Origin of the sequence: Micromonospora sp. NPDC005707 (genome assembly GCF_040631005.1) — a bacterium.
Classification (GTDB): domain Bacteria; phylum Actinomycetota; class Actinomycetes; order Mycobacteriales; family Micromonosporaceae; genus Micromonospora.
The window spans coordinates 137544-161402 of record NZ_JBEXYR010000003.1 but is presented as its reverse complement, the minus strand read 5'-3'; the positions used below and the strand labels follow the sequence as shown (position 1 = coordinate 161402).

The window sequence follows — 23859 nt, the reverse complement described above, 5'->3', positions numbered from 1 at the left end:
GGTCTGGGGATGAGCGCACCGACGGCACGGGTGGACACCATCGTGATGATCCACGGCCTGTGGATGACGTCGCGCAGCTGGGAGCACTGGGTCGACCGGTATTCGGCGCGCGGCTTCCGGGTTCTCACCCCCGCCTGGCCCGGCATGGACGTCGACGTCGAGCGGCTCCGGGAGGACCCGACCCCGATCGCCGCGCAGCGGATCGCCACCATCGTCGACCACTACGCGGGGATCATCCGCGGCCTGCCCCGGCCGCCGATCATCATGGGGCACTCGTTCGGGGGCCTCATCGCCCAACTGCTCATGGACCGGGGCCTCGGCGCCGCCGTCGTCGCCCTGCACCCCGCCGCCGTGAAGGGCGTGCTGAAGCTGCCGCTGAGCACCCTGCGCTCCGGATTCCCCATCCTGCGCAACCCGGCTAACCGGCACCGCGCCGTGGCGTTCACCGCCGAGGACTTCCGGTACACCTTCGGCAACACCATCAGCCAGGAGGAATCCGACGCCGCCTGGGAGCGGTACGCCGTGCCCGCCGCCGGCCACGTCTTCTTCGAGGGGGCGTTCGCCAACCTGGACCCGAACTCGGCGACGGCGACGGACACCACGCGCACCGACCGCGCGCCGTTGCTCGTGACGGCGGGCGGCGAGGACCACGTGGTGCCGCCCGCGCTGGCGTCCGCCGTGGCCAACCTCTACCGGGGCTCGACGGCGATCACCAGCTACCGGGAGTTCCCGGGGCGGTCGCACTTCGTCGGCGGCGAGCCGGGCTGGGAGGAGGAGGCCGACTTCGCGCTGGAGTGGGCCGTGGAGGCGGCCAACGAGTACTCCCCCACCGTGGTCAGCACGGCCCCGAACCGCCGCTGACAACCGGCGAAGACTCCCTGGGTGGTGCCGGCGGGTCGCGGCGACCGACCCGACCGCCCGGCGACGCATGGTGGGGCGGGGTGGGGGTATGACGGGGTCATGAGGGCGAGCTTCCGGCTTGGCCGGATCGCGGGTGTACCCGTCGGGGTCAACTGGAGCGTCCTGGTCATCTTCGTGCTGATCGCGTGGGCGCTGTCCGCCAGCCAGTTCCCCCGCGCGTACCCGGGACACTCGGCCGTGGCGTACTGGGCCGCCGGCCTGGCCGCCGCGGTGGTCTTCTTCCTCGGCCTGCTCGCCCACGAGGTGGCCCACGCGGTGGTCGCCAAGCGCAACGGCATCGAGGTCGAGGGGATCACACTCTGGCTCTTCGGCGGCGTCTCCGAGCTCAAGGGCGAGGCCCGCGACCCGGGCGCCGAGCTGCGCATCGCCGGGGTGGGGCCGCTGGTCAGCCTGATCATCGGGCTCTTCTTCGGTGCCATCGCGGTGCTGCTCGCCGTGGCCGGCTCGCACGGCCTGCTGCTCGGCGCGCTGTCCTGGCTGGCCGGCATCAACGTGCTGCTGGCGATCTTCAACGTGCTGCCGGCCGCGCCACTGGACGGCGGCCGGGTACTGCGCGCGGCGGTGTGGAAGGCCACCGGCGACCGGACCAAGGCGGCCGTGGTGGCGGCCCGGGCCGGCTGGGTCCTCGGCGCGCTGCTGATCGGGCTGGGGCTCTGGCAGTTCCTGGCCGGCAGCGGGGTGGGTGGGCTCTGGCTGGCGCTCATCGGCTGGTTCCTGATCGGCGCCTCCACCATGGAGGAGCGCCAGGCCCGGATGGGCAGCGCGCTGCGCGGCATCCGGGTCGCCGAGGTGATGACCCCGCAGCCGCAGACCGCCTCCGGGGAGATGACCGTCGCCGACTTCGTCGACCACTACCTCTTCGCGTACCGGCACTCGGCGCTGCCGCTGACCGAGGAGGGCCGGCCGATCGGGCTCGTCACCCTCGACCGGGTCCGCGGCATCCCGGCCGACCGGCGCGCCGCGACCACCCTGGCCGAGGTCTCCTGCCGGGCCGACGAGCTGGTGCTCGCCACCCCGGACGAGCAGCTGAGCGACCTGCTCCCCCGGCTCAGCGCGTGCGCCGACGGCCGGGCGCTCGTGGTGACCGACCAGCGGCTGGTCGGGATCGTCTCGCCCAGCGACATCAGCCGCGCCGTGCAGCGCGGTCACATGCGCGAGCAGATGGCCGCCGGCCGCTCCTAGCCGTCGCCCAGCAGGCCACGCAGGTGCGCCCGGGTCCAGGCCGCGATGGTGAACGAGTCGGTGAGCACCCCGTCCCGGATGAGCGCGGCGACCTCGGCCGGCGGGCAGCGCCGCACGCCCCGGATGCCCTCGCGCGCCTCGGGCTCCCCGACCGCCGCCACCTCCGCCAGGAAGAGCCGGACCTCGTCGGTGCAGGTGCCGGTGTCCGGGTGCAGCACGCCCAGGTCGACGAGGCGGACGCCCTCCGCGCCGATCTCCTCGCGCAACTCCCGGGCCGCCTGCTCCTCGGCCGGCACGCCGGGCTCGCCGAATCCGCGCGGCGCCTCCAGGTGCCACCGCCGGGTCGCGTGCCGGAAGTGCTCGATCAGCACCACCGCGCCGTCGAGCACCGGCAGGACCACCACCCCGTACGTGCCGCCCATCGAGACCGAGCGCAGGTAGGTGCCGAGGGCGCCGCCGGGAAACCGGACGGGGTCCCGCAGCAGGGTGAGCCACTCGTCCTGGTACGCGACCCCGCTGCGGCCCCACTCCTCGGGCAGGCCCCGCGCGCGCAGCGCCTCGACCCTGGCCCGTTCCGCGGCGGCCACCTCGGCGGGCTCGACCAGGATCTCCACCGCGGCGCCCGGCGGGTTGACGAAGAGTTCCGGCAGCCGCTCGCGCAGCTCCCGGTAGCGGGCGTCGTCGGGAGCCGCACTCATTCGCCCTCCCGGGGCCGGTCGATGTTCGGTTCGGAGTCGCGCTCGAGGTCGCCGTCGACCATCGGGAAGCCGCCCTCCTGCAGCCGGGCGACGAGTTCCCGCCAGTCCTCGCGGGCCCGCTCCAGCCGCACCCGCATCACGTCGATGCCGGTGGCCAGCTCGTTCTCGGCACGGCGCTGGTCGCGGCCGACGACGGCGAAGCGGAGCACCGCGTCGGTGCCCCGGGAGGCGACCTCGGTGGCCACGTCGCCGATGACCTCCAGCCGGGGGTCGCCGTCGTAGATGAGCGAGGCGGAGGCGCCGAGGACCTCGATGGTGATCCGGACGACCGGCTGCCAGACCCGCATCCGGCTGCGTCGCCGCTCGCCGACGATCTCCGCGAGCCGGCTGGCGAGGGCCAGGTAGCGGTCGTACACCCGCTGGCCGCGGGCCACGAAGTCGGTCGGGTCGTCGAGCAGCGACTCCAGCGCGGCCAGGTAGCCGCGCCACTCGTCGGTGTCCCGCGCCTGCCGCACGTGCGCCAGTTCCAGCCCGGTCAGGTCGATCCGCAGCGGGGACAGGGCCAGGTCGAAGGCCTGGGGTCGCAGCGTCCGGAGCAGCTCCACGAGCTGCTTGAGGTCGGCTCGCGGGGCGCCCTCCTCGGTGGCGCGGGCCGCCCGCACCGGCGGCCGCTCCTGCAGGGCGGTGCGCCGCAGCGAGTCGGTGGGGATCAGCGCGAAACGCTCCACCGCGTCGGGCACGGTGGTGTTGTAGCGCAGGTCGATGAGCTGCTTGAGCTCCGCCACCAGCGGCGCCGACCGGAATCGGCCCTGCGCCGGGTCGCTGTCCGGTTCGACGAGGAACTGGCGGTAAAACCCCTCCCGGTCGGCCCCGTCGGTGTCCGCGGCCCACAGGGTGACCTCCCGCAGCCGCTCCCGCAGCGTCGGGATGCTCTCGCCGTCGAGACCGAGGTCGCGGCGCAGGGCGTCGAGGTTGAAGCCGCGCACCTGCAGCAGGAAGCGGTGGAACTCCTCGAACATCAGCCGCTGGGTGCACTCCTCGTTCTCGGCGTCGTCCCAGCTCAGCCGGAGGCACCGGAGGTGGTCGAGGTCGCCGAGCAGGCTCCGCCAGGCGTCCCAGCCGGCCCGGTCGACGGTGAACCGCGGCTCGTCCGCGGGCGAGCCCTCGCGGAGCAGGAACGGCACCAGCACGCTCTCGTCCAGCAGGGCCCGGACCGCGTCGCGTTGCGGGCCGCGCGCCGCGAAGTCCTGGTAGACGACCGGGTTGTTGAAGAAGTACGCCCGGTTGACGATGACCTGCTCGGCGTTGAGGATCGAGCGGAGGTACTCGGCCCGCGCGTCCTGCCGGCGCCGGCGCTCCACCTCGGCGTAGGAGAGCCGTCGGCTCACCATGTGCTCCAGCAGGTCGCGGGTGACCCACTGGTTGTCCAGGCACTGTGCGACGACGCTGATCCGGGACAGCGCCCGGTTGTCGACGCGAACCAGCCCGCCCGGCCCGGAGGGCTCCTGCACCATCGTTTCCCCTCACCGACGTCCACCGTGGATGGTCGGCCCATAGGCTACGGGTGACCCGGCGGTAGGTCAGTATCGCGGGAAGTAACGGTCCAGCAACGCGGTGCGGAACTTGCCGGCCGGGTCGAGCTCGCGCAGCAGGGCGCGGAAGTCGTCGTGGCGCGGGTAGGCGGCACCCGGGTCGCGGGCGAAGAGCTTGCCCCAGTGGGGGCGCGGGGCGAACGGGGCGAGCCGCTCCTCCACCTCGGCCAGCACCGGCGCCACCGCCGCCGGGTCACCGACCCAGGTGAAGTGGACGGCCAGGGTGTCCCGCTCGTGGTTCGGGCTGAGCCACAACCCGTCGGCGGCCACCGTACGCAGCTCGCAGACCTGGAGCACGGCGGCGATCCGCCCGGCCGCCGGGTCGAGCGCGGCCAGCGCCGCGGCGCCGTCGGAGCGGGCCACATGCCACTCGGACTGGAGTTCGTCGCCGCTGCTCGGGGTGAAGCCGAGCCGGAAGTGCGGCAGCCGCTCGTGCCACGGCCCGGGCGCGCCGAGCTGGGCCGTGCAGTTCTCCGCCGGCATCCCCGGCACCGGGTGGTTTGGCGTGTCGGCCGCGCGGGTGTCCAGCCAGTCCGCCGGGGGTGGCGGCTGGTCGGCCCGCTGCTTGAGCCACACCTGGTCGAAGCGGGGCGACCGCCAGCCGGTGAAGACACTCACGCTGTACGCCGCGCCGAGCGCGGTGTCGAGTGCCGCGCGGGGCAGGCCGAGCCGGACGTACTGCCGCACCTCGAAGGCGGGCACCACGTCGAGGGTGAGCCGGGTGACCACGCCCAGCGCGCCGAGGTGGACCACCATCCCGGCGAACCGGGGGTCGCCGCGGTCCACCGTGAGCAGGTCGCCGTCGGCGGTGACCAGTTCCAGCGCGGCCACGGCGGTGGCCAGGTTGCCGTTCGCCGGTCCCGAGCCGTGGGTGGCGGTGGCGACCGCCCCGGCCACGGAGATGTGCGGCAGGGAGGCGAGGTTCGCCAGGGCGTACCCCTCGGCGTGCAGCGCGGTGGCCAGGTCGCCGTAGCGCAGCCCGGCGGCGACGGTGACGGTGCCCCGGTCGCGGTCGAGCGCGACGGTCGGCGGCAGCCCGGCCACCGACACCTGCTCACCGGTGGTGTCGCCGAGCCGGTTGAACGAGTGCCCGGTGCCCACCGCGCGGACCCGGTCCGCACCGGCGACCAGCCGGCGCAGCTCGTCCAGGGTGGTGGGGTCGTGCCGGGCGCGGGCCGACCAGGTGACGTTGCCCGCCCAGTTGGTGCCGGTCATGCCGTGGCCTCCCGGTCGGTGTTGGCCTCCTCGGCGAGGGCGGCGCAGAGCTTGTCCAGCGCCGCCTCCACGTGAGTGGTGGAATACCCGCGCAGCGCCACCGGCAGCCCGGCGGCCCGGGTCTGCTCGATCTCCGCCCGGGCGGCCCGCCGCTCGGCCGTTCCGCCCCGGGCGAGCGCCTCCCGGGCGCGGTGCACCAGCCGGTCGACCTCGCGGACGTCGTAGCCGCGCAGCCCGATGGTGAAGTCGAGGTCCACACCGGCCGGCCGGGTGCGCGCGTCGGTGAACCGGTCGCCCGCGTAGCGGACCAGCGCCGCCGTCACCTCGTCGGGGCTCTCCCGCACCTGGCCGAGGTCGAGCAGTTCGACGGCGGGGCGGCCGTCGCGCGGATACCGGGCGGTGACCGGCAGGCCCGGCGGCAGCCCGGCCCCGGGCACGCCGACCAGCCGGCCGGCGTCGTCGAGGGCGAGCGCCGCGAACTGCTCCCAGCGGTACGTCCCGCGCAGGCCCGGCCGGCGCACCTCCAGCCCCTCGGGGCCGAGCACGCAGCGGAACGGCCGCAGCGCGCCGACCAGCACCTTGACGCCGATCACCACGATCCCCAGGGCGACCAGCATCCGCAGCACCGGGCCGTCACCGGCGACGGCGAGCACCATCACCCCGCCCGCCACGCAGACGAGGGCCAGCGGCAGGACCCCTCGGTTGCGGTGCAGCTCCATGTCGTTCCCCCCGTTCCGGTCGCGCGTGTCCGGGTGCATCATCCGCCAATCGCGCAAGGCGTGGTTGCCCCGCCACCGGGTAGGGAACCCTGTGGGCATGAGCAGCTACCGCGATCCGAGCCTCCGGGGCGACGTGTATCCGTCGGAAGAGGAGATCGACCCGACCGGCGTCGGTCCCGATCCGGTCGGGATGGCCGGCACGGCACCGGCGCCGCCGCCGACCCCGGAACCCGAGCCCGACCCGATTCCCCATCCGGGGCCGCCGCCCCGGGCCGCCGGCGGGCCGGCCCGCTGAGCGCGGCCGGGCCCGGGCCCGGCCCGCTCAGACCTGCCGCATCACCTCGGCGGCGACCAGCTCCAGGTGGTCCAGGTCGGCCAGGTCGAGCACCTGGAGGTAGACCCGCTCGCTGCCGATCTCCGCGTACCGGCCGAGCTTGTCGACGACCTCGGCGGGCGTGCCGGCGGCGCCGTTCGCGCGCAGCTCGCCGGGCTCCCGGCCGATGGCCGCGGCGCGCCGGGCCACCTCGGCGTCGTCCCGCCCGCAGCAGAGCACCAGGGCGTTGGACCAGGTCATGCTCGACGGGTCCCGGCCGGCCTCGGCGCAGGCGTCCCGGACCCGCTGGAACTGCGCGGCCGAGTCCTCGACCGAGGCGAACGGCAGGTTGAACTCGTCGGCGTACCGGGCGGCGAGGCGGGGCGTCCGCTTCGGTCCCGTGCCGCCGAGCAGGATCGGTGGGCGCGGCTGCTGGATCGGCTTGGGCAGGGCCGGTGAGTCGCTGACCGGGTAGTACTTGCCGGGGAAGTCGAAGGTCGACCCGGCCGGCGTCTCCCAGAGCCCGGTGATGACCGCGAGCTGCTCCTCCAGCCGGTCGAACCGCTCGCCGAGCGGCGGGAACGGGATGCCGTACGCGGTGTGCTCCCCGGCGAACCAGCCGGTGCCGATGCCCAGCTCGACCCGGCCGCCGCTCATCTGGTCGACCTGGGCGACGGTGATGGCCAGCGGACCGGGGAGCCGGAAGGTGGCCGCGGTCATGAGGGTGCCGAGCCGGATCGTCCTGGTGTCCCGGGCCAGGCCGGCGAGGGTGGTCCAGGCGTCGGTCGGACCCGGGTCGCCGCTCACCGAGCCCATCTTCAGGTAGTGGTCGGAGCGGAAGAAGGCGCCGAAGCCGGTCTCCTCCGCGCGGCGCGCCACGGCGAGCAGCTGGTCGTAGCTGGCGCCCTGCTGGGGTTCGGTGAAGATCCGCAGTTCCATGTCCCGAGCATAGAAAGCGGGCGGGCCCGCCGCGTGCGCGCCTCGTATTCCTTGACAGGCATATGAGCGTCGGGGCATATTGGGGAGGTGTCCGGGGATGCCTTCGCCGTGCTGGCCGAGCCCACCCGACGTCGCATCCTCGACCGGCTGCGCCGGGCGGAGAGCAGCGTCGGCGACCTCGTGGACGCGCTCGGCATGAGCCAACCGGCCGTCTCCAAGCACCTGAAGGTGCTGCGCGAGGCCGGCCTGGTCAGCTGCCGCACCGCCGCCCAGCAGCGGATCTACCGGCTCGACGTCCGTCCGCTGCGCGCCGTGGACGCCTGGCTCGGCCCGTACCGGCGGATGTGGGGCGAGCACCTCGACGCCCTCGAACGCCATCTCGACAGTGAGGAGTGACCATGGACCGCGACAGCTTCCGGCCCGGCCCGCTCGCCGACGTCACCTGGGCACCGGCCGGCGACCGGTGGGACCTGGTCCTCGTCCGTGACCTGCGGCACTCGCCGGAGAAGGTGTGGGCGGCGCTCACCGAGCCGGACCGGCTCGCCGAGTGGGCGCCCTTCCTCGCCGACCGGGACCTGGGCACGCCCGGGGCGGTCACGCTGAGCACCGTCGACGGCGACCGGCGCTGGCCGGACGCGGCCACCGTGCGGCGGGCCGAGCCACCCAGCCTGCTCGAATACACCTGGGGCGACGGGTTGCTGCGCTGGGAGCTCGCCGCCACGGCGGGCGGCACCCGGCTGACCCTGCGGCACCGCTTCGACGACCGCGCGCTGGGCGCCAGCATGGCCGCCGGCTGGCACCTCTGCCTCGACGTCGCCGGCCACCTGCTCGACGGCGACCCGGTCGGCCCGATCCGGGGCGCCGAGGCCAAGGAGTTCGGCTGGGACGAGCTGCGCGCCGCGTACGACGAGCGCCTGAAGGACTGACGGGTCAGTCCGGCAGGGTGATCGCGGTCGCGGCCCGGCGGATCGGCTCGGTGACCCGGCGGATCATCCGCTCCCGGCCGGGCAGGCGCGGCATGAGCCGCAGCATCGACGTCTGGAACCGGATCCGGGCCGCCGACGACAGCACCATCCCGGCCAGGTTGCGCTCGGCCAACCGCTGGTTCGCCTCGACGAACGGGCGCATCCGCCGCTCGTACCCGGCGAACCCGGCCGCCGGGTCCCCACCGGCGTCGGCCAGCGAGGCGGCCAGCACGTACGCCCCGACCAGCCCGAGGCTGGTGCCCTGCCCGGAGGCCGGCGACGGGCCGTAACCGGCGTCGCCGACGAGCGCGATCCGGCCGGTGGACCAGCGGTCCATCCGCACCTGGCTCATGGGCGCGAAGTAGAGATCCGGCGCGTCGGCGGCCGCGGCCAGCAACTCGGGCACCCGCCAGCCGGCCCCGTCGAACGCCCGGGCCAGCGCGGCCCGTTGGGCCGGCAGGTCCCGGTGGTCGGGCTCCTCGGCCGGCGACGGGAAGAGGAACAGCGCCCGGGCGTCCGGCGCCCCGGCGGTGCGGTAGACCCCGACGGTCCGGCCCGGCGCCGGGTGCATCAGCTCGACCCGCTCCTCGCCGAACCCGGCGGGAACGGCGCAGATCGCGATGTGGTGCCCGAGCGGGCGCAGGTGCTCGGCCGCGGGGCCGAACGCGAGCCGGCGTACCGCCGAGTGCAGCCCGTCGGCACCGACCACCAGGTCGAAGCGACGGCGCCCGCCCCCGGCGAAGGTCACGTCCACCCCGTCGGCGGCCGGATCCAGCGCGGCGATCGAGTCGCCGAAGAGGTATTCGACGTCGCCGGTCGCCTCGACGAGCAGCCGGGCCAGATCCCCGCGCAGCACCTCGACGTCGTCCCCCTCCCGGCCACCGAAGAGCGCGGCGTCCATGGTGGCCAGTCGCGCGCCGGACGCGTCCACGAAGCGGGCCGACCGCATCCCGGTGTCGCGCCGCCGCACCTGCTCCAGCAGGCCCATCCGGTCCAGCACGGTCAGCGCGGCGCCCCGGACGTCCACCTTGTAGCCACCGTCGCGCAGCGCCGGGGCGCGCTCGACGAGGGTCGGCCGGAAGCCGTGGCGGCGCAGCCACCAGGCGAGCGTGGGACCGGCGACACCGGCGCCGGAGATCAGCACATCAGTCATACCGAGGGCGGTACAAGCGTGTTAGACGTTTGTGCAAGACGCTTGTTCAAGGAATCGGCTAGGCTGCCGGCATGGGAAATCGGGAGGACCTGCTCGCCGGGGCCAAGCGCTGCCTCATGGAGAAGGGCTACGCGGCCACCACGGCACGGGACGTGGCCGGCGCCGCCGGCACCAGCCTGGCCGCCATCGGCTACCACTTCCGCACCACGAAGGCGCTGCTCAACGAGGCGCTCGTGGAAGCCATGGCGGAGTGGGGCGACGAGCTGCACCGCGCCCTCGCCGAGGACGCCGGGCCGGATGCCACAGCCGAGCAGCGCTTCGAGGCGGCGTGGGAACGGATCATCGAGTCGTTCGCCCGGCTACGGCCACTCTGGGCCGTCCAGTTCGAGTTGATCGCGCAGCTCGACCGGACGCCCGAGCTGCGGGAGGCGTTCGCCGGGGTCACCCGCCAGGCCCGGCTGGGGTTGGCCGAGGTCTTCCACCGGCTCGATCCGGGCCTCGACGAGTCGACCGCGCTCACCCTCGGCGCGTTCCACCAGGCGCTGATCGGCGGCGTGGCGGCCCAGTGGCTGGTCGACCCGGCGGCGGCTCCGTCGGCGCGGGAGCTGACCGACGCGCTACGAATCCTCGCCGCCGAGTTCCGCGAGAGTCAGGGCTGAAACGGACCCGGAGTATCGTCGCCGGCGATTCCTCGTGTCCACACCGGATCCGGAAACGCACACCGCGGCACCGGGCGGCGATACGGCGGATCCGCGCCGGAATATGACGAACACATGACAGTTCTCTATCAGTGCCGACAAATTCGGGGATGAGCGGCGGCAATCGACTCCCTCGGCGGTGAGACGGCCACGACCGGCGGCAAAAGGGCGCAAAGACCCCTAAATTACCCGCGTCGGCGGCCCGCTCAGGCTGTCCTTGCTGCGTGCGACGACCGAATTCGACTTCCGGGGACCGCGATTTTTTGTGGGCAGGTCCACAATCCCCGCACTCCGGGCTGGATTCCCCGCAGTGCAGTCGGTAGGTTTCCGGGCCGGCCCCCACGGCCCGAATAATGTGACCGATGTTGATATCGACGGACGAGACGCGAAGATGGCCACCGATGGTGCGATCCGCCAGAGGTTTTCATCGGAGAGGGGATCGTGCCTGCACTCGCAGTGAAGTCGCTCTACAAAATATTCGGTAACCGAACCGACGAGGCGATGAGGCGCCTCGCGGACGGCGCGCCCCGCGCGGAGGCTCTCGCCGGGCTGCCGGCCACGGCCGCCGTGATCGACGCGAACTTCGAGGTACGCCCCGGCGAGATCTTCGTCGTGATGGGCCTGTCCGGCTCCGGCAAGTCCACCCTCATCCGGATGCTCAACGGCCTGCTCCGCCCCACGAAGGGCAGCGTGCGGGTCGACGGGGTCGAGCTGACCACGCTCAGGCCCGCCGCGCTGCGCAAGCTCCGCCGCGAAAAGATCAGCATGGTCTTCCAGCACTTCGCGCTGATGCCACACCGGACGGTGCTGGAGAACGCCGGGTACGCGCTGGAGGTCGCCGGCCTCCCGAAGGCCGAACGGCGCGAGCGCGCCCTGGAGGCGCTGCGCATGGTCGGCCTGACCGAGTGGGCGGACAAGCTCCCCCACGACCTGTCCGGCGGCATGCGGCAGCGGGTCGGGCTGGCCCGGGCGCTCGCCGCCGGCACGGACATCCTGCTCATGGACGAGGCGTTCTCGGCGCTCGACCCGCTCATCCGGCGGGAGATCCAGGACCAGCTCCTGGAACTCCAGGCCGAGCTGGGCAAGACCATCATCTTCATCACCCACGACCTCAACGAGGCCATGCGTCTCGGCGACCGGATCGCGGTGATGCGGGACGGCCGGATCGTGCAGATCGGCACGGCCGAGGAGATCCTCACCGACCCGGCCAACGACTACGTCGCGCAGTTCGTCGCGGACGTCGACCGCACCCGCATCCTCACCGCCTCGTCCGTCATGGAGAAGGCGCAGACCGTGCTCGACGTCAACGTCGGCCCCCGGGTGGCCGCCCGCGCGCTGCGGGAGAACCAGACCTCGGTGGTCTACGTGACCGGCCCGCGGAAGCAGTTCCTCGGCACGGTCACCGAGGACGAGGTCCTGCGGGCGTTCCGCGAAGGCCGGCAGAGCCTGGCGGGGTACGTCTCGACCGAACAGGTCCGGACGGTCACGGCGGACACCGCCGTGGCCGACCTCTTCGCCGAGTGCGCGGAGAGCGTCCATCCGGTGGCCGTCCTGGACGCGACGGGCCGGCTGTCCGGCGTGATCCCGCGGATCACGCTGCTCGCCGCCCTGGCCAGCACGGCTCCCGACAGCTCACCGACGGACGACGTCGAGCCCGCGGCGGACGACCCCGTCGACAGCGGGCCGGCCGACGCGGCAACGCCGGCCGAACTCGACCTGATCAGCAAGAAGGAAGAGCCGGTATGAGCCAGACGCAGTCTCCGCTCGACTCCTGGCTGCCCCGCGTGCCGCTCGGCACGTGGACCGAGTCCGCCGTCGACTGGGCCACCGCCACCCTCGGCCCGGTCTTCGACGCCGTGGCCACCGTGGTCGACGCCCTCGTGCGCCCGCTCAACGACCTGCTCACCGGCGTACCGGCGGTGGCGGTCGTGCTGGTCCTCGCCGCGCTCGGCTGGTGGCTGCGCGGCTGGAAGTTCGGCCTCGGCACCGCCGTGGGCCTCGGCCTGGTGGCCGGGATGCCCTACTGGGAGGAGACCATGAGCACCCTCGCCCAGGTGCTCGTGGCCAGCGCGCTCGCCCTGCTGCTGGCGATCCCGCTGGGCGTCTTCGTGGCGGAGAACAGGCGCGCCTCCGCGATCGCCCGGCCGGTGCTGGACCTCATGCAGACCATGCCGGCGTTCGTCTACCTCATCCCGGCGATCTTCTTCTTCGGCATCGGCACCGTGCCCGGCGTGCTGGCCACGCTGGTGTTCAGCATGCCGCCCGGAGTGCGCCTCACCGAACTGGGCCTGCGCCAGGTCGACCGGGAGATCGTCCAGGCCGCCGAGTCGTTCGGCGCGCCGCCGTGGATGGTGCTGCTGCGCACCAAGCTGCCGCTGGCCCTGCCGACCATCATGACCGGGGTCAACCAGGTGATCATGCTGGCCCTGTCCATGGTGGTCATCGCCGGCATGGTCGGCGCCGGCGGCCTCGGCGACGTGATCATGTTCGCGCTGTCCCAGGTCGAGGTGGGCAGCGGCTTCGAGGGCGGCATCGCCGTCGTGGTCCTCGCCGTCGTGCTCGACCGGCTCACCGATTCCGTGGGCGACCGGTTCCCCTCCGCGCGGGCACAGCGCCTCGCGCGCGAGGCCGCCTGACCGTCGCCCTCCGCGCCGGCACCCCAGTTCCCGCGTACGCGGGTCCGCCGGCCTGTTCCACAACCGGAAGGACAACCCTGTGTTCACGACCATGAAGCGGGTCCTCGCGCTCGCGGTGACCGCCACCCTGGCGCTGGCCGGTGCGGCCTGCACCTCCGAGTCGGACGGCGGCGCCGCCAGCGGCAAGAAGATCACCATCGGCTACATGGCCTGGGACGAGGCCATCGCGGCGTCCCACCTGTGGCAGCACATCCTGGAGGAGAAGGGCTACCAGGTCCAGCTCAAGAACCTGGAGGCCGGTCTCGTCTACGGCGGTCTCGCCAGCGGCGACATCGACCTGTTCCTCGACGGCTGGCTGCCCCAGACCCACGCCTCCTACCTGGAGAAGTACGGCGACAAGCTGGAGAAGCTCGGCGTCTGGCACGACGACGCCAGCCTGAGCATCGCGGTGCCGAAGTACGTGGAGGGCGTCGACTCGCTCGACGATCTGGCCGCGAAGGCCGGCACCTTCGGCGGGCAGCTCATCGGCATCGAGCCGGGCGCCGGCCTCACCAAGGCCACCCAGGAGAAGGTGATCCCCAGCTACGGCCTGGACGGGGCCATGAAGCTGAAGACCTCGTCCACCCCGGCCATGCTCGCCGCACTCGACGGCGCCATCGCCGACAAGAAGCCGATCGCGGTCACCCTCTGGCACCCGCACTGGGCCTACGCCAAGTACGAGTTGAAGGACCTGGCCGACCCGAAGGGCACGCTCGGCCAGGCCGAGCAGATCAACACCTTCGCCCGCAAGGGCTTCGGCAAGGACTTCCCCGAGGCCACCGCGATGCTGAAGAAGTTCAAGATGGACGGACCGCAGCTCGCGTCCCTTGAGGACCTCATGTTCAACACCCACAAGGGCGACGAGAAGAAGGCCGTCGAGGAATGGCTCAAGGCCAACCCCGACTACGTGAAGACGCTCGCCTGATGTGAACGGGGCCCGCCGGCCGCGCTGGCGGGCCCCACTGTCATCCCGCGCGCCGCCGGCGCAGCCACGCCGCGCCCCCGCCGACCACCGTCGCCCCGATGGCGGTGCCGATGGCGACCAGCGCCGCGCCCACCGCCCAGAGCCCGGTGTCGTCCGTCGACGCGGCCCGCGCCGCCCACGTCACGGTGAAGGCCACCGTCATCACCGGCGCCACGAGCCACGGACTCCAGAACCAACCACCCGCGGCGGCGATCACGACCAGCGTGAGCACCGCGCCGGCCACCTGCCACACGGCGTACGGGCCGCTGGTCGCGCCGGTCTCGAGGTCGACCGTGTAGCCCGACTCCCAGCCCAGCCACGCCCACCAGGCGCCGACCGTCGCGGCCGCCAGGAGCAGGCCGCCGAGCAGGGTACGCGTCGTCTTCGTCACGCCCCGATCCTGCCGCGTCGCGGAGTCACGCGAATGAGCATGCGTGCTCAGTTCCAGGCGTGGCCGCTCGCTACGGCGGCAGGACCCGTACCTTGGGCCATCGTCTGCCCGGGTCGTGACGAGCGAGGCGGGCGCGGGACAGCTTGACCGTCACCCGCCGCGGGTTGCGCCGCCAGATCCCGTCGAGCAGGTCGTCCAGCCCGAGCGGGGCACACACGTGCAGGGTCCCGGCGGCGTCGAGACGCACCGCGACCGCGGTGGCGGTCTCGGGCCAGGTGGTCACCGCCTCGGCTACGGAGCGGAGCGCGTCGACCGGACCGGCGCCGAACACGCTCTCGTACCAGGTGTGTACGGCGGCCTGGTTGGTCGCCTCCCAGGGGATCGCCGGATCGTGGCGTCGTAGCAGTTCGGTCGCCGCGGCGTCACCGCTCCGGGTCAGATCGTGGGGGTCGCGCTGCGGTCGTCACCAGATCGCTTCCCACCGGTCCCACCGCCCGGGCGATCACTCCAACGTCCAGCTGATGTCGGGCGGCCGGACCCGGGCACAGATCGGCCCGCCGTCGGCGCCGGTCAACCGGAGCCGCCCGACCAGCACGCCGGCACCGTCGTGTCCGGCGCGGAGCACCTCGGTCGGGATGTCACCGAACATGAGCTTCGCCCGGCGGAACAGCTCGAAGCGGTCGTCCGTCACCGAACCCCAGCTCAGGTAGAGGAAACGCGCCCCCAAGCGCCCGTGCACCCACGGCCCACCGACGTCGAGCAGCCCGTCCACCTCTCGGCTGGTGACCTCCACCTGCCAGGCTGCTTCCCGCGCGTCGGCCGGAATCCGGTCGACCACCTCGGCCCTGCGCTGCATCCCCACCTGCACGTCACGGAGCCGGAGCAGGTCGGCCTCGGCACCGGCGCGCCGTCCCGGCAGGTCGCTGCCCTCGATCCGGATCAGCATCCCCCGACTGTAGGACGGCACACCGACAAGGTCGGGACGGTCATCGAACCGCGCGCGGCCGCACCCGCACGGACCCGGAGCGTTTCGCGCGCACCGGGTGCGGGTGGAATTCCGGCTGGAAGGTCGTGGAAGTTTCGGCGTGAGCATCGAGGAACGTGTCGCCAGATCCGATGCGGTTGGCCAGCCGGGACACCGGCACGATGGCCGAGCTGGCCTCCGAAAGAGCAGCCACGCGAACGAGAGCTATCGACATTGACCGATAACTCGACCACGGGTATCGTCCAGTCGAATTTCTCGCACAGTCCTCGGAAGTTTCGGAGCCAGTTACCGCGCGTCCGATGGTGGCGGCAGCCGCCACACCAGGCACGCGGGCCATGCAGAGGAGTGTCATGGAACGTCTACTGAGGCGTAACCGCTTCCGGTTGGCGGTGGCCGCCGCGACCGGCGCGCTGGCGGTGGCCGGGGCAGCGCTGGTGGTGCCGAGTCTGGCCCAGGCTGCCACCACCCTGGGCGCCGCGGCGGCGCAGTCGGGCCGGTATTTCGGCACCGCCATCGCGGCGAGCAGGTTGAACGACTCCACGTACAGCACCATCGCCGCGCGCGAGTTCAACATGGTCACCGCCGAGAACGAGATGAAGCCGGACGCAACGGAGCCGAACCAGAACCAGTTCAACTTCTCCGCCGGGGACCAGATCTACAACTGGGCGACCAGCCGCGGCATGAAGGTCCGGGGGCACACCCTGGCGTGGCACGCTCAGCAGCCGGGCTGGATGCAGAACATGAGCGGCAGCACGCTGCGCAACGCGATGATCAACCACATCAACGGCGTCATGGCCCACTACAAGGGCAAGCTCGCCGCGTGGGACGTGGTCAACGAGGCGTTCAACGAGGACGGCAGCCGCCGCCAGTCCAACCTCCAGGGCACCGGCAACGACTGGATCGAGGTGGCGTTCCGCACCGCCCGGACGGCCGACCCGTCGGCCAAGCTCTGCTACAACGACTACAACATCGAGAACTGGAGCTACGGCAAGACGCAGGGCGTCTACAACATGATCCGGGACTTCAAGTCCCGCGGCGTACCGATCGACTGCGTCGGTCTGCAGACCCACTTCACCGGCGGCAGCTCGCTGCCCGGCAACTTCCAGACCACCCTGTCCAGCTTCGCCGCGCTCGGTGTCGACGTCGCGTTGACCGAGGTCGACGTCACCAACTCCTCCACCTCCCAGTACGCCGGGCTCACCCAGGCGTGCCTGAACGTCCCGCGCTGCATCGGCATCACCGTCTGGGGCGTACGCGACAGCGACTCCTGGCGCTCCAACGAGAGCCCGCTGCTGTTCGACGGCGGCGGCAACAAGAAGGCCGCGTACACCTCGGTTCTCAACGCCCTCAACGCGGCCAACCCCTCGCCGACCGGTACCGGGTCACCGACGCCGACCACGCCGCCGCCGAGCAACGGCGCCAACCGCATCGTCGGCAGCCAGTCGGGCCGGTGCATCGACGTGCCCAACGCGTCGCAGACCAACGGCACCCGGGTGCAGCTCTACGACTGCCACGGCCAGAGCAACCAGCAGTGGACGTACACCGCGAACAAGCAACTGACCGTGTACGGCACCAGGTGCCTGGACGCCGCCGGCTCCGGCAACGGCGCGGCGATCCAGATCTACAGCTGCAACGGCCAGACCAACCAGCAGTGGAACGTCAACTCCAACGGCACCATCACGGGTGTCCAGTCCGGCCGCTGCCTCGACGTCTGGGGCACCGGCAACGGGCAGCAGGTCCAGCTCTACGACTGCAACGGACAGGCCAACCAGCAATTCCGACTCGTCGCCAACGGGTAGCGTCGTCAGACCCGCGATCAGGAGCAGAGTGACCATGGAACGGGCGGGCTCGGTGCGGAACCGAGCCCGCCGCCATGACCTGTTCGAGCGTCGAGCCGAACCGCAGCATGCCGTCGCTGTCGCGCTGGACCTGTCTTGATCAGTGGGTAGGGTCGGCCGCATGGCTGACGCTGTCGTGATCCCCGGTGCCCGGTTCGGACCGGGCGCTCCCCTGCTGATGTATGCCGGCGATGTGGCGGAGCAGCGGGGCGCAGCGGTACATCGACACTCGTGGTCCGCGGAGTTTCCGAAGCCTGACCAGCCAGAAATCGAGAGCTGGGTCGGCGGTGAGATCGGTCCACTGATCGACACCATCAGCGGTCGCCCACTGCTGATCGGCAAGTCGCTCGGCACGAACGCGGCAGCCGTTGCCGCCGAGAGATCCTTGCCCGCGGTGTGGCTCACGCCCTTGCTCACCCTGCCGTGGGTGGTTGACGCGCTGGCCCGCGCAACCGCGCCGTTCCTGCTCGTGGGTGGGACCGCCGACAAGGTGTGGGACGGTGACATCGCCCGCCGGCTGTCACCCCATGTGCTGGAGGTGGAAGGCGCGGACCACGGTATGTACGTACCCGGCCCGCTTACCGAGTCGATCGCGGTGCTCAGCCGGGTCGTGGTCGCCGTGGAGGAGTTCCTCGACACGATTGGCTGGCCGAGGCGCTGACTTCCCCGGATGAGCTACGACATGTTCGTTCAGCGGTTCGAGCAGGGCGCTGCGGCGCCGATGGCGGGTGATGCGTTCCTGGCCGTCTTCGAGCCCCGCGTCGACCGTCGGGAACCTCAACACAACTACTGGCACGTCAGCGCCGATGACGGTGGCAGGGCAGACGTCCACGCCGCCCTTGCCGGCGGCACGCTGGGCAGTCTCATGATCAGCCGGTTCTCCGCCGGTGCCGTTCTCGACATGCTCGTCACGTACCTCGGGCTCGCTGATGCCGTCGTGCTTCCACCTGGCTGCCCCACCCTGCTCGCGCACGAAGGGCAGCGGCACCACCTTCCCGAGGAACTTCGGGCCGACGCCGTGGTCGTCCAAGCGGGCGCGGACGTGGAGCGCGTCCTGCAGAGCTGCTAGGGCGGGTCAGCAGCGGAAGCACCTCTCGGCGTCTCACACCACTCCCCGCCGTCCTTCGACCTCCTGCGGACCAGATGCGGACCGGCCTGTCCTCCGGCAAGCGTCAGCAGTCGGTGTCATGTCGCTGGGGCTATGTCGCGGGCGTAGCCAAGAGGCCCGCGCCGCAGGAACTCCCGGATTTCCGTCTGGCCGGTACCGGCGCGCAGCCTGTCGAACAGTGGTCCGTGCACGCAGTCGTACTCGTCCGACGCGATCTCCGCTACTCCGATCGGATCCCATTCAGGCCCGACCCGTGCACATATCGGCCCCCCGTCGGCGCCCGGTCAGCCGGAGCCCGCCGACCAACACACCGGCGCCGTGGTGTTCGAAGCGGAGCAGCTCCCTTGGAATGTCACCGAACATGAGCTTTGCTCGGCGGAACACCTCGAAAGCGGTCGTCTGTCACCGCACCCCAGCTGAGGTAGAGGAAACGTGCGCCCGGACGGCCGTGCACCCACGCCCGCCCACGTCGAGCAACCCGTCCACTTCGGGGCTGGCGACCTCGGCCTGCCAGGCCGCTTACTGCACCCCGGCAGGACGTTGCCCTCGATCCGGATCAGCATCCTCCGACTCTAGGGCGCGAAACCGACGAGTTGTCCGCCGCGGTCCGTCAGGTTGGGTAGGAAGCGTGGTACGCGGGAGGGACGCGGATGGACGGGGCGGCCGAGATCACCGAACGGTGCGTGACGATCAGCCGGGCGGCCTTCGGCCGGGGCGACCTAGACGCGGCGATCGATGACCTGCACCGTCTCCCGGCCGACCTGTCCGCCCGGGGTGTCCTCGCCGCCGACCTGCTCGGCGCGCTCTTGCGGGTTGGTCCAACGTCGGAACCCCGCCGGCTGCGGCAGATCGATGACCTCCTTGAGATCGCCGACCGGAGGCCACCCGACACCCCGGAGTGGCCGCAGGTGCGGGCAGCGGCCCGGACGTTGGCGCTGCTGCGGGCAGCGGTGGAGGGGGAGATGTCGGACCCGCGGGCCACGCTCGCGGAGGTCGAGTCCCTCCTCGCCGTGGCGACGACCGGGGGGGACGACGAAACGGTCGCGCCACTGCGGGACGCGATGCGGACCATGCTCGGCGCGCTGCGCGCGATGGACGACGGCGACGAGGCCACCCTGGAGCGGCTGCCGCGACAGGCCCGCCAGCTGCGTGAGATGCTGGCCGGCAACCCGGCGGCGGCGCCGCTCGCCGACGCCTTCGCCAGCCTGGCTGAGCTTGTGGCGGCGAACCACCGGGGCGACGACCCACGACCCGCGCTCGATGTGCTCCGCGAAACGGTGCGGCGGCTGCCACCCGGAGATCTACTTCGGGCATCCGTGACGGATCTCGACGCGCTGCTGGCGCCGCTGACGGCAATGCGGAGCGAGGATCAGGACGGGTCGGTAGCCGCCATCACGCCCGAGCAACTCGCCGCCATGACCGCCCTGGTTCAACGGCCCGACCTCTCCCCCGGGGACCGCGCGATGTACCACTCGGGGATCGGCGGCGCGCTGCTCGCCCTCGGCGAGGAGAGCGACCTGGCCCGGGTCGAAGAGGCCGTCGAGCACCTCCGGAGGTCGGTGGCCGTTGCCCCGCACGACGATCCGCGACTCCCCTCGCACCTGGTCGGCCTGGCCCTGGGACTGGTCCACCACGGCGAGCTGACGAGTTCGGTGGCGGACGCCGTTGAGGCCGACGAGGTGCTGGAACGGGCGAAGCGGCTGGCCGGCGGGCCGGCACATCCCCTGTGGTCGGTGATCAACGAAATGCTCGGTCAGGTGCGGCGGCGGCTCGCCGGCACGAAGGACCCGCACATCGTCGCCTTGGAGGGCCTACGCGAGCACGCCTGGCGGGTGCTGCTCCAGACCGACCTGAGGGCGGCGAACGCCGCCGCGCGCCGGGCGGCGCGGGACGCCGTCGACGTGGCGCGACAGTGCCTGGTGTTCCACGATCCGGCCAGCGCCATCCGCGCGCTCGACTCCGGCCGGGGCCTGGCCCTCTACGCGGCGACCGAGAACCGTCAGATCCCCGGCCGCCTTGAGGCGGCCGGCCGGCCCGGACTGGCGTCCCGCTGGCGTATGGCCACCGCGGCCGGCGCCGCCGCGGCGATCCCGATTGACCTGCGACGCGAGGTGCTGACGGTGCTCACGGAGCGGAGCAACGCCGGAGCCCTGCTCGACGCACCGACGCTCAGCGAGATCAGGGCCGCGTTGCACACCCTCGACGCGGACGTGCTGGTCTACCTGATGCCTGGCACGGCGCCGGTGCCCGGGTACGCCGTCATCGCACCGGCGCAGGGCCCGCCCGCGTACATGGCCCTGCCCAACCTGCACCTGCTCGACGACGTGGACGTCGAGCGATACCTGAAGGCCCTGGTCCGGCGGGACGCGGTCATCGCGGACCCGCGCCGGGACCTGACCGCCCTCGACGACCCGGCGGACTTCGCCGGCAGCCTCGACACCGTGTGTGACTGGGCCTGGCGGGCGGCGATCGGCCCGCTGGTACAGCGGTACCTATCCGGACTTCCCCGCCGGGACTCGGGGCGACCGCCCCGGATGGTGCTGGTTCCGATGGGGGAGCTTGCCCGGATCCCGTGGCAGGCGGCCCGCAGGCCCGACGGCACGTACGCCGTGCGACTGGTGGCGATCTCGCAGGCCGCCTCGGCTCGAATGCTGTGCCACTCGGCGGCCCTGTCTCCGGTCGCGCCGACGCCGGTGGGCCTCGTGGTCGGGGATCCCGACCCGGGCAGCGAGGCGCCGGATCTAACCGCAGCACGTGTCGAGGCCTACGCGATCCACCGGTCGTTCTATCCCGGCGGTCGGTACGTCGGCCGCCGGGCCGACGGGTCGCCGAGCCGGTCCGGGTCGGGCAGCGTCGAGGAGGTGCGGGCCTGGCTGACCAGCGACAATCCTGGCGCTGGCGCGGTGCTGCACCTCGCCTGTCACGGCGTCATCAACACCGACCCGGCGGTAGCCACCTCCTACCTCCTGCTGGCCGGTGGCGGGCGCCTGACCGCGGACGAGCTGGTCGAGCTGACGGCACGCTGCCCGGAGCGGGCCGTCGGGCTGATCGTGCTCGCCGCCTGCCGGACGGGCTTGGCGATCAACGGTTACGACGAGGCGTACAGCCTGGGCACCGCCTTCCTCGCGGGCGGGGTCCGGTCGGTGCTGTCGACCCAGTGGGCAATCCCCGACCGGGCCACCTCGGCGCTGATGTACATGTTCCACCACCATTTGATCGCGGAGGGGCTGCCCGCCTGGGAGGCGCTGCGACGGGCGCAGAGCTGGATGCTCGACCCACAGCGCTCCGTTCCGGAGGGCATGCCGGCGCCCCTGCGCCGGCACCTGGCACACGACGAGCTCTCGCACGTCACCGCCTGGGCCGGATTCGTCCACTGGGGGCAGTGATGCTTCCCGGATCGGCAGGTACAAGCAGGAAAGGAACATCGTGAACGAGGACAAGGAGACGCGGCTGCGGGCACAGCTGACCCGGTCGACCGGCCCCGCCCGGGTCCGCCCCCTGATGGAGCTCTCCCAGATCCTGACCGACCGTTACTGGCGGATCGGCCCCGGGCTGGCAACCGCGTTGCCGGTGCTCGACGGCGCGATCGACTGCCTGGCCGAGGCGTATGACCTGTTCGAGGCCGCCGACCCGCTACGCGCGCAGCTCGCCGCCCAACTGGGCTGGCTGTTGAGCGCACGGCACGTCGCGCACGGCAGCCCGGACACCGATCGAAAGAAGGCCATCAGGCTGCTGGAGGAGGCCGTGGCGGCGGTGGGGCTGCCACCGGTCACCGCGGTCATCGGCCGGTTCGCCCTCGGTCAACTCTACCTCAGCAAGTTGGTCCGCGACCTCGGCACCCAGGGCGTCGCGGGGCTGCTGACCGGGGCCGCACCGGACCCCGACGCTGTGGCCGAGGCCGAAAAGGCGGTGGACTGTTTCCGCCAGGTGATCGCCGGCGAGCATCTGGCCGCCGAGTTGACCGAGGCCACCAACGTCATGCTGGAACTGGCCGAGGCGGTACGGGATCTCCTGCTCCGAACCGCCAGACCCGGGGCGGCCCCGTTCGACCTCGCACCCCTGATGCGACTCATGACCACAATCCAGGAGATGCAGCAGCGGATGAGCAGCGGGGTCCTCACCGGATTCTCGATGCCGTCGCTGTTCGACCTGTCGACCACGGCCACCACCGACCCGCTGGACCGCCCCGTCACCGTCGTGACCGTGCCCGACCCGACGGAGGACGCCACCCTCCGCACCCCACGGCCGGCGGCAGCGCCGCCCGACCTGACGGCGCTGCGCCGCGCCGTCTGCGAACGGGTCGCCGGCGGCGGCGAACCGTACGCCGCCCTCGCGGCCATGCTGCGCCCCGGCGCCCCGATACCGCCAGCCGGCCTGGTGGACGACCTGGTGGGGCTGGCCACCTCGGTCGCCCACACGGCGGGGGCCGCGGCCACCACCAGCGACCGGGTCACCCTGGCCGTGGCGTTGTACCTGCGCGGCACGGACGGCGCCGACGACGGCTGGGACGACGCCGACGACACCAGGTCGGCCGCGGCGCACCTGCTAGCCGCCGCCGACGCCCTGCCGGCCGAGCCGTCGGGCGTCGTCCCGCTCGCCGTGGAGCTGGCGGGACTTCTCGGCGGACCGGTGCGCGACTCCGTGCACGCCCGCTTCGCCCCGGTTGCGGAGGCGCTGCGCGCCGTACGGGTCGATGCGCTGGCCTGGCCCCGGCCCGACGACACGCTGCTGCTGTGCGCCGAGACCGGCCGGTTCGACCTTGTTCCCGCCGGCCGTGCCCTGCCGAACCGGGTCGTGGTCGTGGGCGCCGGCCCGTTGCCGGACGACGACGCGGTGGTGTTCTCCCTCGTCGCCTCGGCCCGCCAGGCGGCCGGGCTGGCCGCCCGGCTGCCCCTGCGGGTCACCGAATCGCCGGTGCTCGTTGCCGATCCGCGCGGTGACCGGGGCGCGGCCGAGGTGGAGCGGCTCCGTCGCCTCTACCCACGGGCGGTCGTCCTCGGCCGGATCGGGTCGAGGGCCGACGGCGCCGGCACGCCGGACGAGGTCCTCGCCCACCTTGGCGCGTCGATGCTGCACCTGGACTGCGACATCGACGCCGGCGGGTCGCTGGCGCTCGCCGGGCCGGCGGAGCTGGCGCCCACGGCGATCGCGGGCCGGGCCAGCCACGCCGGACCAGAGGGGGGGCTGGCGGTGCTGCCGCCCGCCGGCCCGGGATCCAGGCCGCTCGCCGACGCTCTGCTCACCAGCGGCTTCACCGCGGTGGTGGACTGGGCCCGCCCGCTACCCCGCCCTATCGCCGCGCTGATGCTGACCCTGCTGCACACCGAACTGGTACGGGGCGGGTTGCGTCCGGCCGCCGCCGTCCGGGCCGTCGGCCGGCGGCTCCGGGATCCCTCACGGATCGCCTCCGCCCAGCTGCCGCCTGCCCTCGCGGGCCGCACCGGCCTGGACCTCGCCGACCCGACGTACCGGACCGCCATGGTGCTGCGAGGGCTCTGAGCCC

25 protein-coding genes are annotated in these 23859 nt (G+C 72.7%); 14 read left to right on the top strand and 11 right to left on the bottom strand.

Annotation, left to right across the window (positions count from 1 at the left end):
- The first annotated feature begins 9 nt into the window (after positions 1 to 9).
- Positions 10 to 861 (top strand): alpha/beta fold hydrolase, encoded by an 852-nt coding sequence (locus ABZ452_RS05900; RefSeq protein ID WP_357939377.1) that lies wholly within the window; start codon positions 10 to 12, stop codon positions 859 to 861.
- A 99-nt stretch (positions 862 to 960) separates the two neighbouring features.
- Positions 961 to 2103, top strand: coding sequence for a site-2 protease family protein (locus ABZ452_RS05895; RefSeq protein WP_357939375.1), 1143 nt, complete (start codon positions 961 to 963; stop codon positions 2101 to 2103).
- Here ABZ452_RS05895 and ABZ452_RS05890 read toward each other — a convergent pair.
- The 4 genes from ABZ452_RS05890 to ABZ452_RS05875 all read right to left on the bottom strand — a co-directional run bounded on the left by ABZ452_RS05890 (position 2100) and on the right by ABZ452_RS05875 (position 6327).
- Positions 2100 to 2801, bottom strand: coding sequence for an NUDIX hydrolase (locus ABZ452_RS05890; protein ID WP_357939373.1), 702 nt, complete (start codon positions 2799 to 2801; stop codon positions 2100 to 2102). The two genes, ABZ452_RS05895 and ABZ452_RS05890, sit on opposite strands and share 4 nt — an antisense overlap.
- Entirely contained in the window at positions 2798 to 4315 is a 1518-nt protein-coding gene (locus ABZ452_RS05885) for a hypothetical protein (RefSeq protein ID WP_357939371.1), read from the bottom strand. The genes ABZ452_RS05890 and ABZ452_RS05885 overlap by 4 nt, the downstream gene beginning before the upstream one ends.
- 66 nt (positions 4316 to 4381) lie before the next feature.
- The gene (locus tag ABZ452_RS05880) at positions 4382 to 5608 is read right to left on the bottom strand and encodes an FAD-binding protein (RefSeq protein WP_357939369.1); all 1227 of its coding nucleotides are present in this window, start codon (positions 5606 to 5608) and stop codon (positions 4382 to 4384) included.
- A complete protein-coding gene (locus ABZ452_RS05875) occupies positions 5605 to 6327 on the bottom strand; it encodes a hypothetical protein (protein ID WP_357939367.1) in 723 nt (240 codons plus the stop codon). Before ABZ452_RS05875 ends, ABZ452_RS05880 begins: the two co-directional genes overlap by 4 nt.
- Before the next feature lie 97 nt (positions 6328 to 6424).
- Between ABZ452_RS05875 and ABZ452_RS05870 the strand changes: the two genes are divergently transcribed.
- Positions 6425 to 6622 (top strand): hypothetical protein, encoded by a 198-nt coding sequence (locus ABZ452_RS05870; protein WP_357939365.1) that lies wholly within the window; start codon positions 6425 to 6427, stop codon positions 6620 to 6622.
- A gap of 27 nt (positions 6623 to 6649) precedes the next feature.
- Here ABZ452_RS05870 and ABZ452_RS05865 read toward each other — a convergent pair whose 3' ends face one another.
- The gene (locus ABZ452_RS05865) at positions 6650 to 7579 is read right to left on the bottom strand and encodes an LLM class F420-dependent oxidoreductase (protein WP_357939363.1); all 930 of its coding nucleotides are present in this window, start codon (positions 7577 to 7579) and stop codon (positions 6650 to 6652) included.
- A gap of 87 nt (positions 7580 to 7666) precedes the next feature.
- On the opposite strand from ABZ452_RS05865, the gene ABZ452_RS05860 reads away from it, so the two are divergent.
- Complete coding sequence (locus ABZ452_RS05860) at positions 7667 to 7975, top strand: metalloregulator ArsR/SmtB family transcription factor (RefSeq protein WP_357939361.1); 309 nt, start codon at positions 7667 to 7669, stop codon at positions 7973 to 7975.
- Positions 7976 to 7977: 2 nt separating this feature from the next.
- Positions 7978 to 8505: an SRPBCC family protein gene (locus tag ABZ452_RS05855; RefSeq protein WP_357939359.1), complete on the top strand. Its 528-nt coding sequence runs from the start codon at positions 7978 to 7980 to the stop codon at positions 8503 to 8505.
- 4 nt (positions 8506 to 8509) lie between these two features.
- Here ABZ452_RS05855 and ABZ452_RS05850 read toward each other — a convergent pair whose 3' ends face one another.
- Positions 8510 to 9697 (bottom strand): FAD-dependent monooxygenase, encoded by a 1188-nt coding sequence (locus ABZ452_RS05850; protein WP_357939357.1) that lies wholly within the window; start codon positions 9695 to 9697, stop codon positions 8510 to 8512.
- Positions 9698 to 9768: 71 nt separating this feature from the next.
- Between ABZ452_RS05850 and ABZ452_RS05845 the strand changes: the two genes are divergently transcribed.
- From ABZ452_RS05845 to ABZ452_RS05830, 4 genes are all read left to right on the top strand, one after another.
- Complete coding sequence (locus tag ABZ452_RS05845; RefSeq protein ID WP_357939355.1) at positions 9769 to 10356, top strand: TetR/AcrR family transcriptional regulator; 588 nt, start codon at positions 9769 to 9771, stop codon at positions 10354 to 10356.
- Positions 10357 to 10833: 477 nt separating this feature from the next.
- Entirely contained in the window at positions 10834 to 12141 is a 1308-nt protein-coding gene (locus ABZ452_RS05840) for a glycine betaine/L-proline ABC transporter ATP-binding protein (RefSeq protein ID WP_357940038.1), read from the top strand.
- Entirely contained in the window at positions 12138 to 13031 is an 894-nt protein-coding gene (locus tag ABZ452_RS05835; RefSeq protein ID WP_357939353.1) for an ABC transporter permease subunit, read from the top strand. Before ABZ452_RS05840 ends, ABZ452_RS05835 begins: the two co-directional genes overlap by 4 nt.
- Before the next feature lie 79 nt (positions 13032 to 13110).
- Positions 13111 to 13995, top strand: a complete 885-nt coding sequence (locus ABZ452_RS05830) for a glycine betaine ABC transporter substrate-binding protein (RefSeq protein ID WP_357939351.1) — start codon at positions 13111 to 13113, stop codon at positions 13993 to 13995.
- A gap of 40 nt (positions 13996 to 14035) precedes the next feature.
- Here ABZ452_RS05830 and ABZ452_RS05825 read toward each other — a convergent pair whose 3' ends face one another.
- The 3 genes from ABZ452_RS05825 to ABZ452_RS05815 all read right to left on the bottom strand — a co-directional run bounded on the left by ABZ452_RS05825 (position 14036) and on the right by ABZ452_RS05815 (position 15371).
- Entirely contained in the window at positions 14036 to 14425 is a 390-nt protein-coding gene (locus tag ABZ452_RS05825) for a hypothetical protein (RefSeq protein ID WP_357939349.1), read from the bottom strand.
- A 70-nt stretch (positions 14426 to 14495) separates the two neighbouring features.
- Entirely contained in the window at positions 14496 to 14864 is a 369-nt protein-coding gene (locus ABZ452_RS05820; RefSeq protein WP_357940036.1) for a nucleotidyltransferase family protein, read from the bottom strand.
- Between the two features lie 63 nt (positions 14865 to 14927).
- On the bottom strand, positions 14928 to 15371 hold the full coding sequence (locus ABZ452_RS05815) for a DUF5990 family protein (RefSeq protein ID WP_357939347.1): 444 nt from the start codon (positions 15369 to 15371) through the stop codon (positions 14928 to 14930).
- A 389-nt stretch (positions 15372 to 15760) separates the two neighbouring features.
- Here ABZ452_RS05815 and ABZ452_RS05810 point away from each other — a divergent pair, with 389 nt between their 5' ends.
- From ABZ452_RS05810 to ABZ452_RS05800, 3 genes are all read left to right on the top strand, one after another.
- Complete coding sequence (locus tag ABZ452_RS05810; protein ID WP_357939345.1) at positions 15761 to 17209, top strand: endo-1,4-beta-xylanase; 1449 nt, start codon at positions 15761 to 15763, stop codon at positions 17207 to 17209.
- Between the two features lie 160 nt (positions 17210 to 17369).
- Positions 17370 to 17909, top strand: coding sequence for an alpha/beta hydrolase (locus ABZ452_RS05805; RefSeq protein ID WP_357939343.1), 540 nt, complete (start codon positions 17370 to 17372; stop codon positions 17907 to 17909).
- Positions 17910 to 17918: 9 nt separating this feature from the next.
- Positions 17919 to 18317, top strand: a complete 399-nt coding sequence (locus ABZ452_RS05800; RefSeq protein WP_357939341.1) for a hypothetical protein — start codon at positions 17919 to 17921, stop codon at positions 18315 to 18317.
- 279 nt (positions 18318 to 18596) lie between these two features.
- On the opposite strand, the gene ABZ452_RS05795 is transcribed toward ABZ452_RS05800, so the two are convergent.
- Positions 18597 to 18719 carry a hypothetical protein gene (locus ABZ452_RS05795; protein ID WP_357939339.1) on the bottom strand — a complete coding sequence of 41 codons (123 nt, stop codon included), beginning with the start codon at positions 18717 to 18719 and terminating at the stop codon, positions 18597 to 18599.
- Positions 18709 to 18810: a DUF5990 family protein gene (locus ABZ452_RS05790; RefSeq protein WP_357939337.1), complete on the bottom strand. Its 102-nt coding sequence runs from the start codon at positions 18808 to 18810 to the stop codon at positions 18709 to 18711. Before ABZ452_RS05790 ends, ABZ452_RS05795 begins: the two co-directional genes overlap by 11 nt.
- Before the next feature lie 196 nt (positions 18811 to 19006).
- Between ABZ452_RS05790 and ABZ452_RS05785 the strand changes: the two genes are divergently transcribed.
- Both ABZ452_RS05785 and ABZ452_RS05780 read left to right on the top strand, forming a co-directional pair.
- Positions 19007 to 21742 (top strand): CHAT domain-containing protein, encoded by a 2736-nt coding sequence (locus ABZ452_RS05785; protein WP_357939335.1) that lies wholly within the window; start codon positions 19007 to 19009, stop codon positions 21740 to 21742.
- Positions 21743 to 21782: 40 nt separating this feature from the next.
- Positions 21783 to 23855 (top strand): hypothetical protein, encoded by a 2073-nt coding sequence (locus tag ABZ452_RS05780; protein WP_357939333.1) that lies wholly within the window; start codon positions 21783 to 21785, stop codon positions 23853 to 23855.
- Positions 23856 to 23859: the final 4 nt, after the last annotated feature.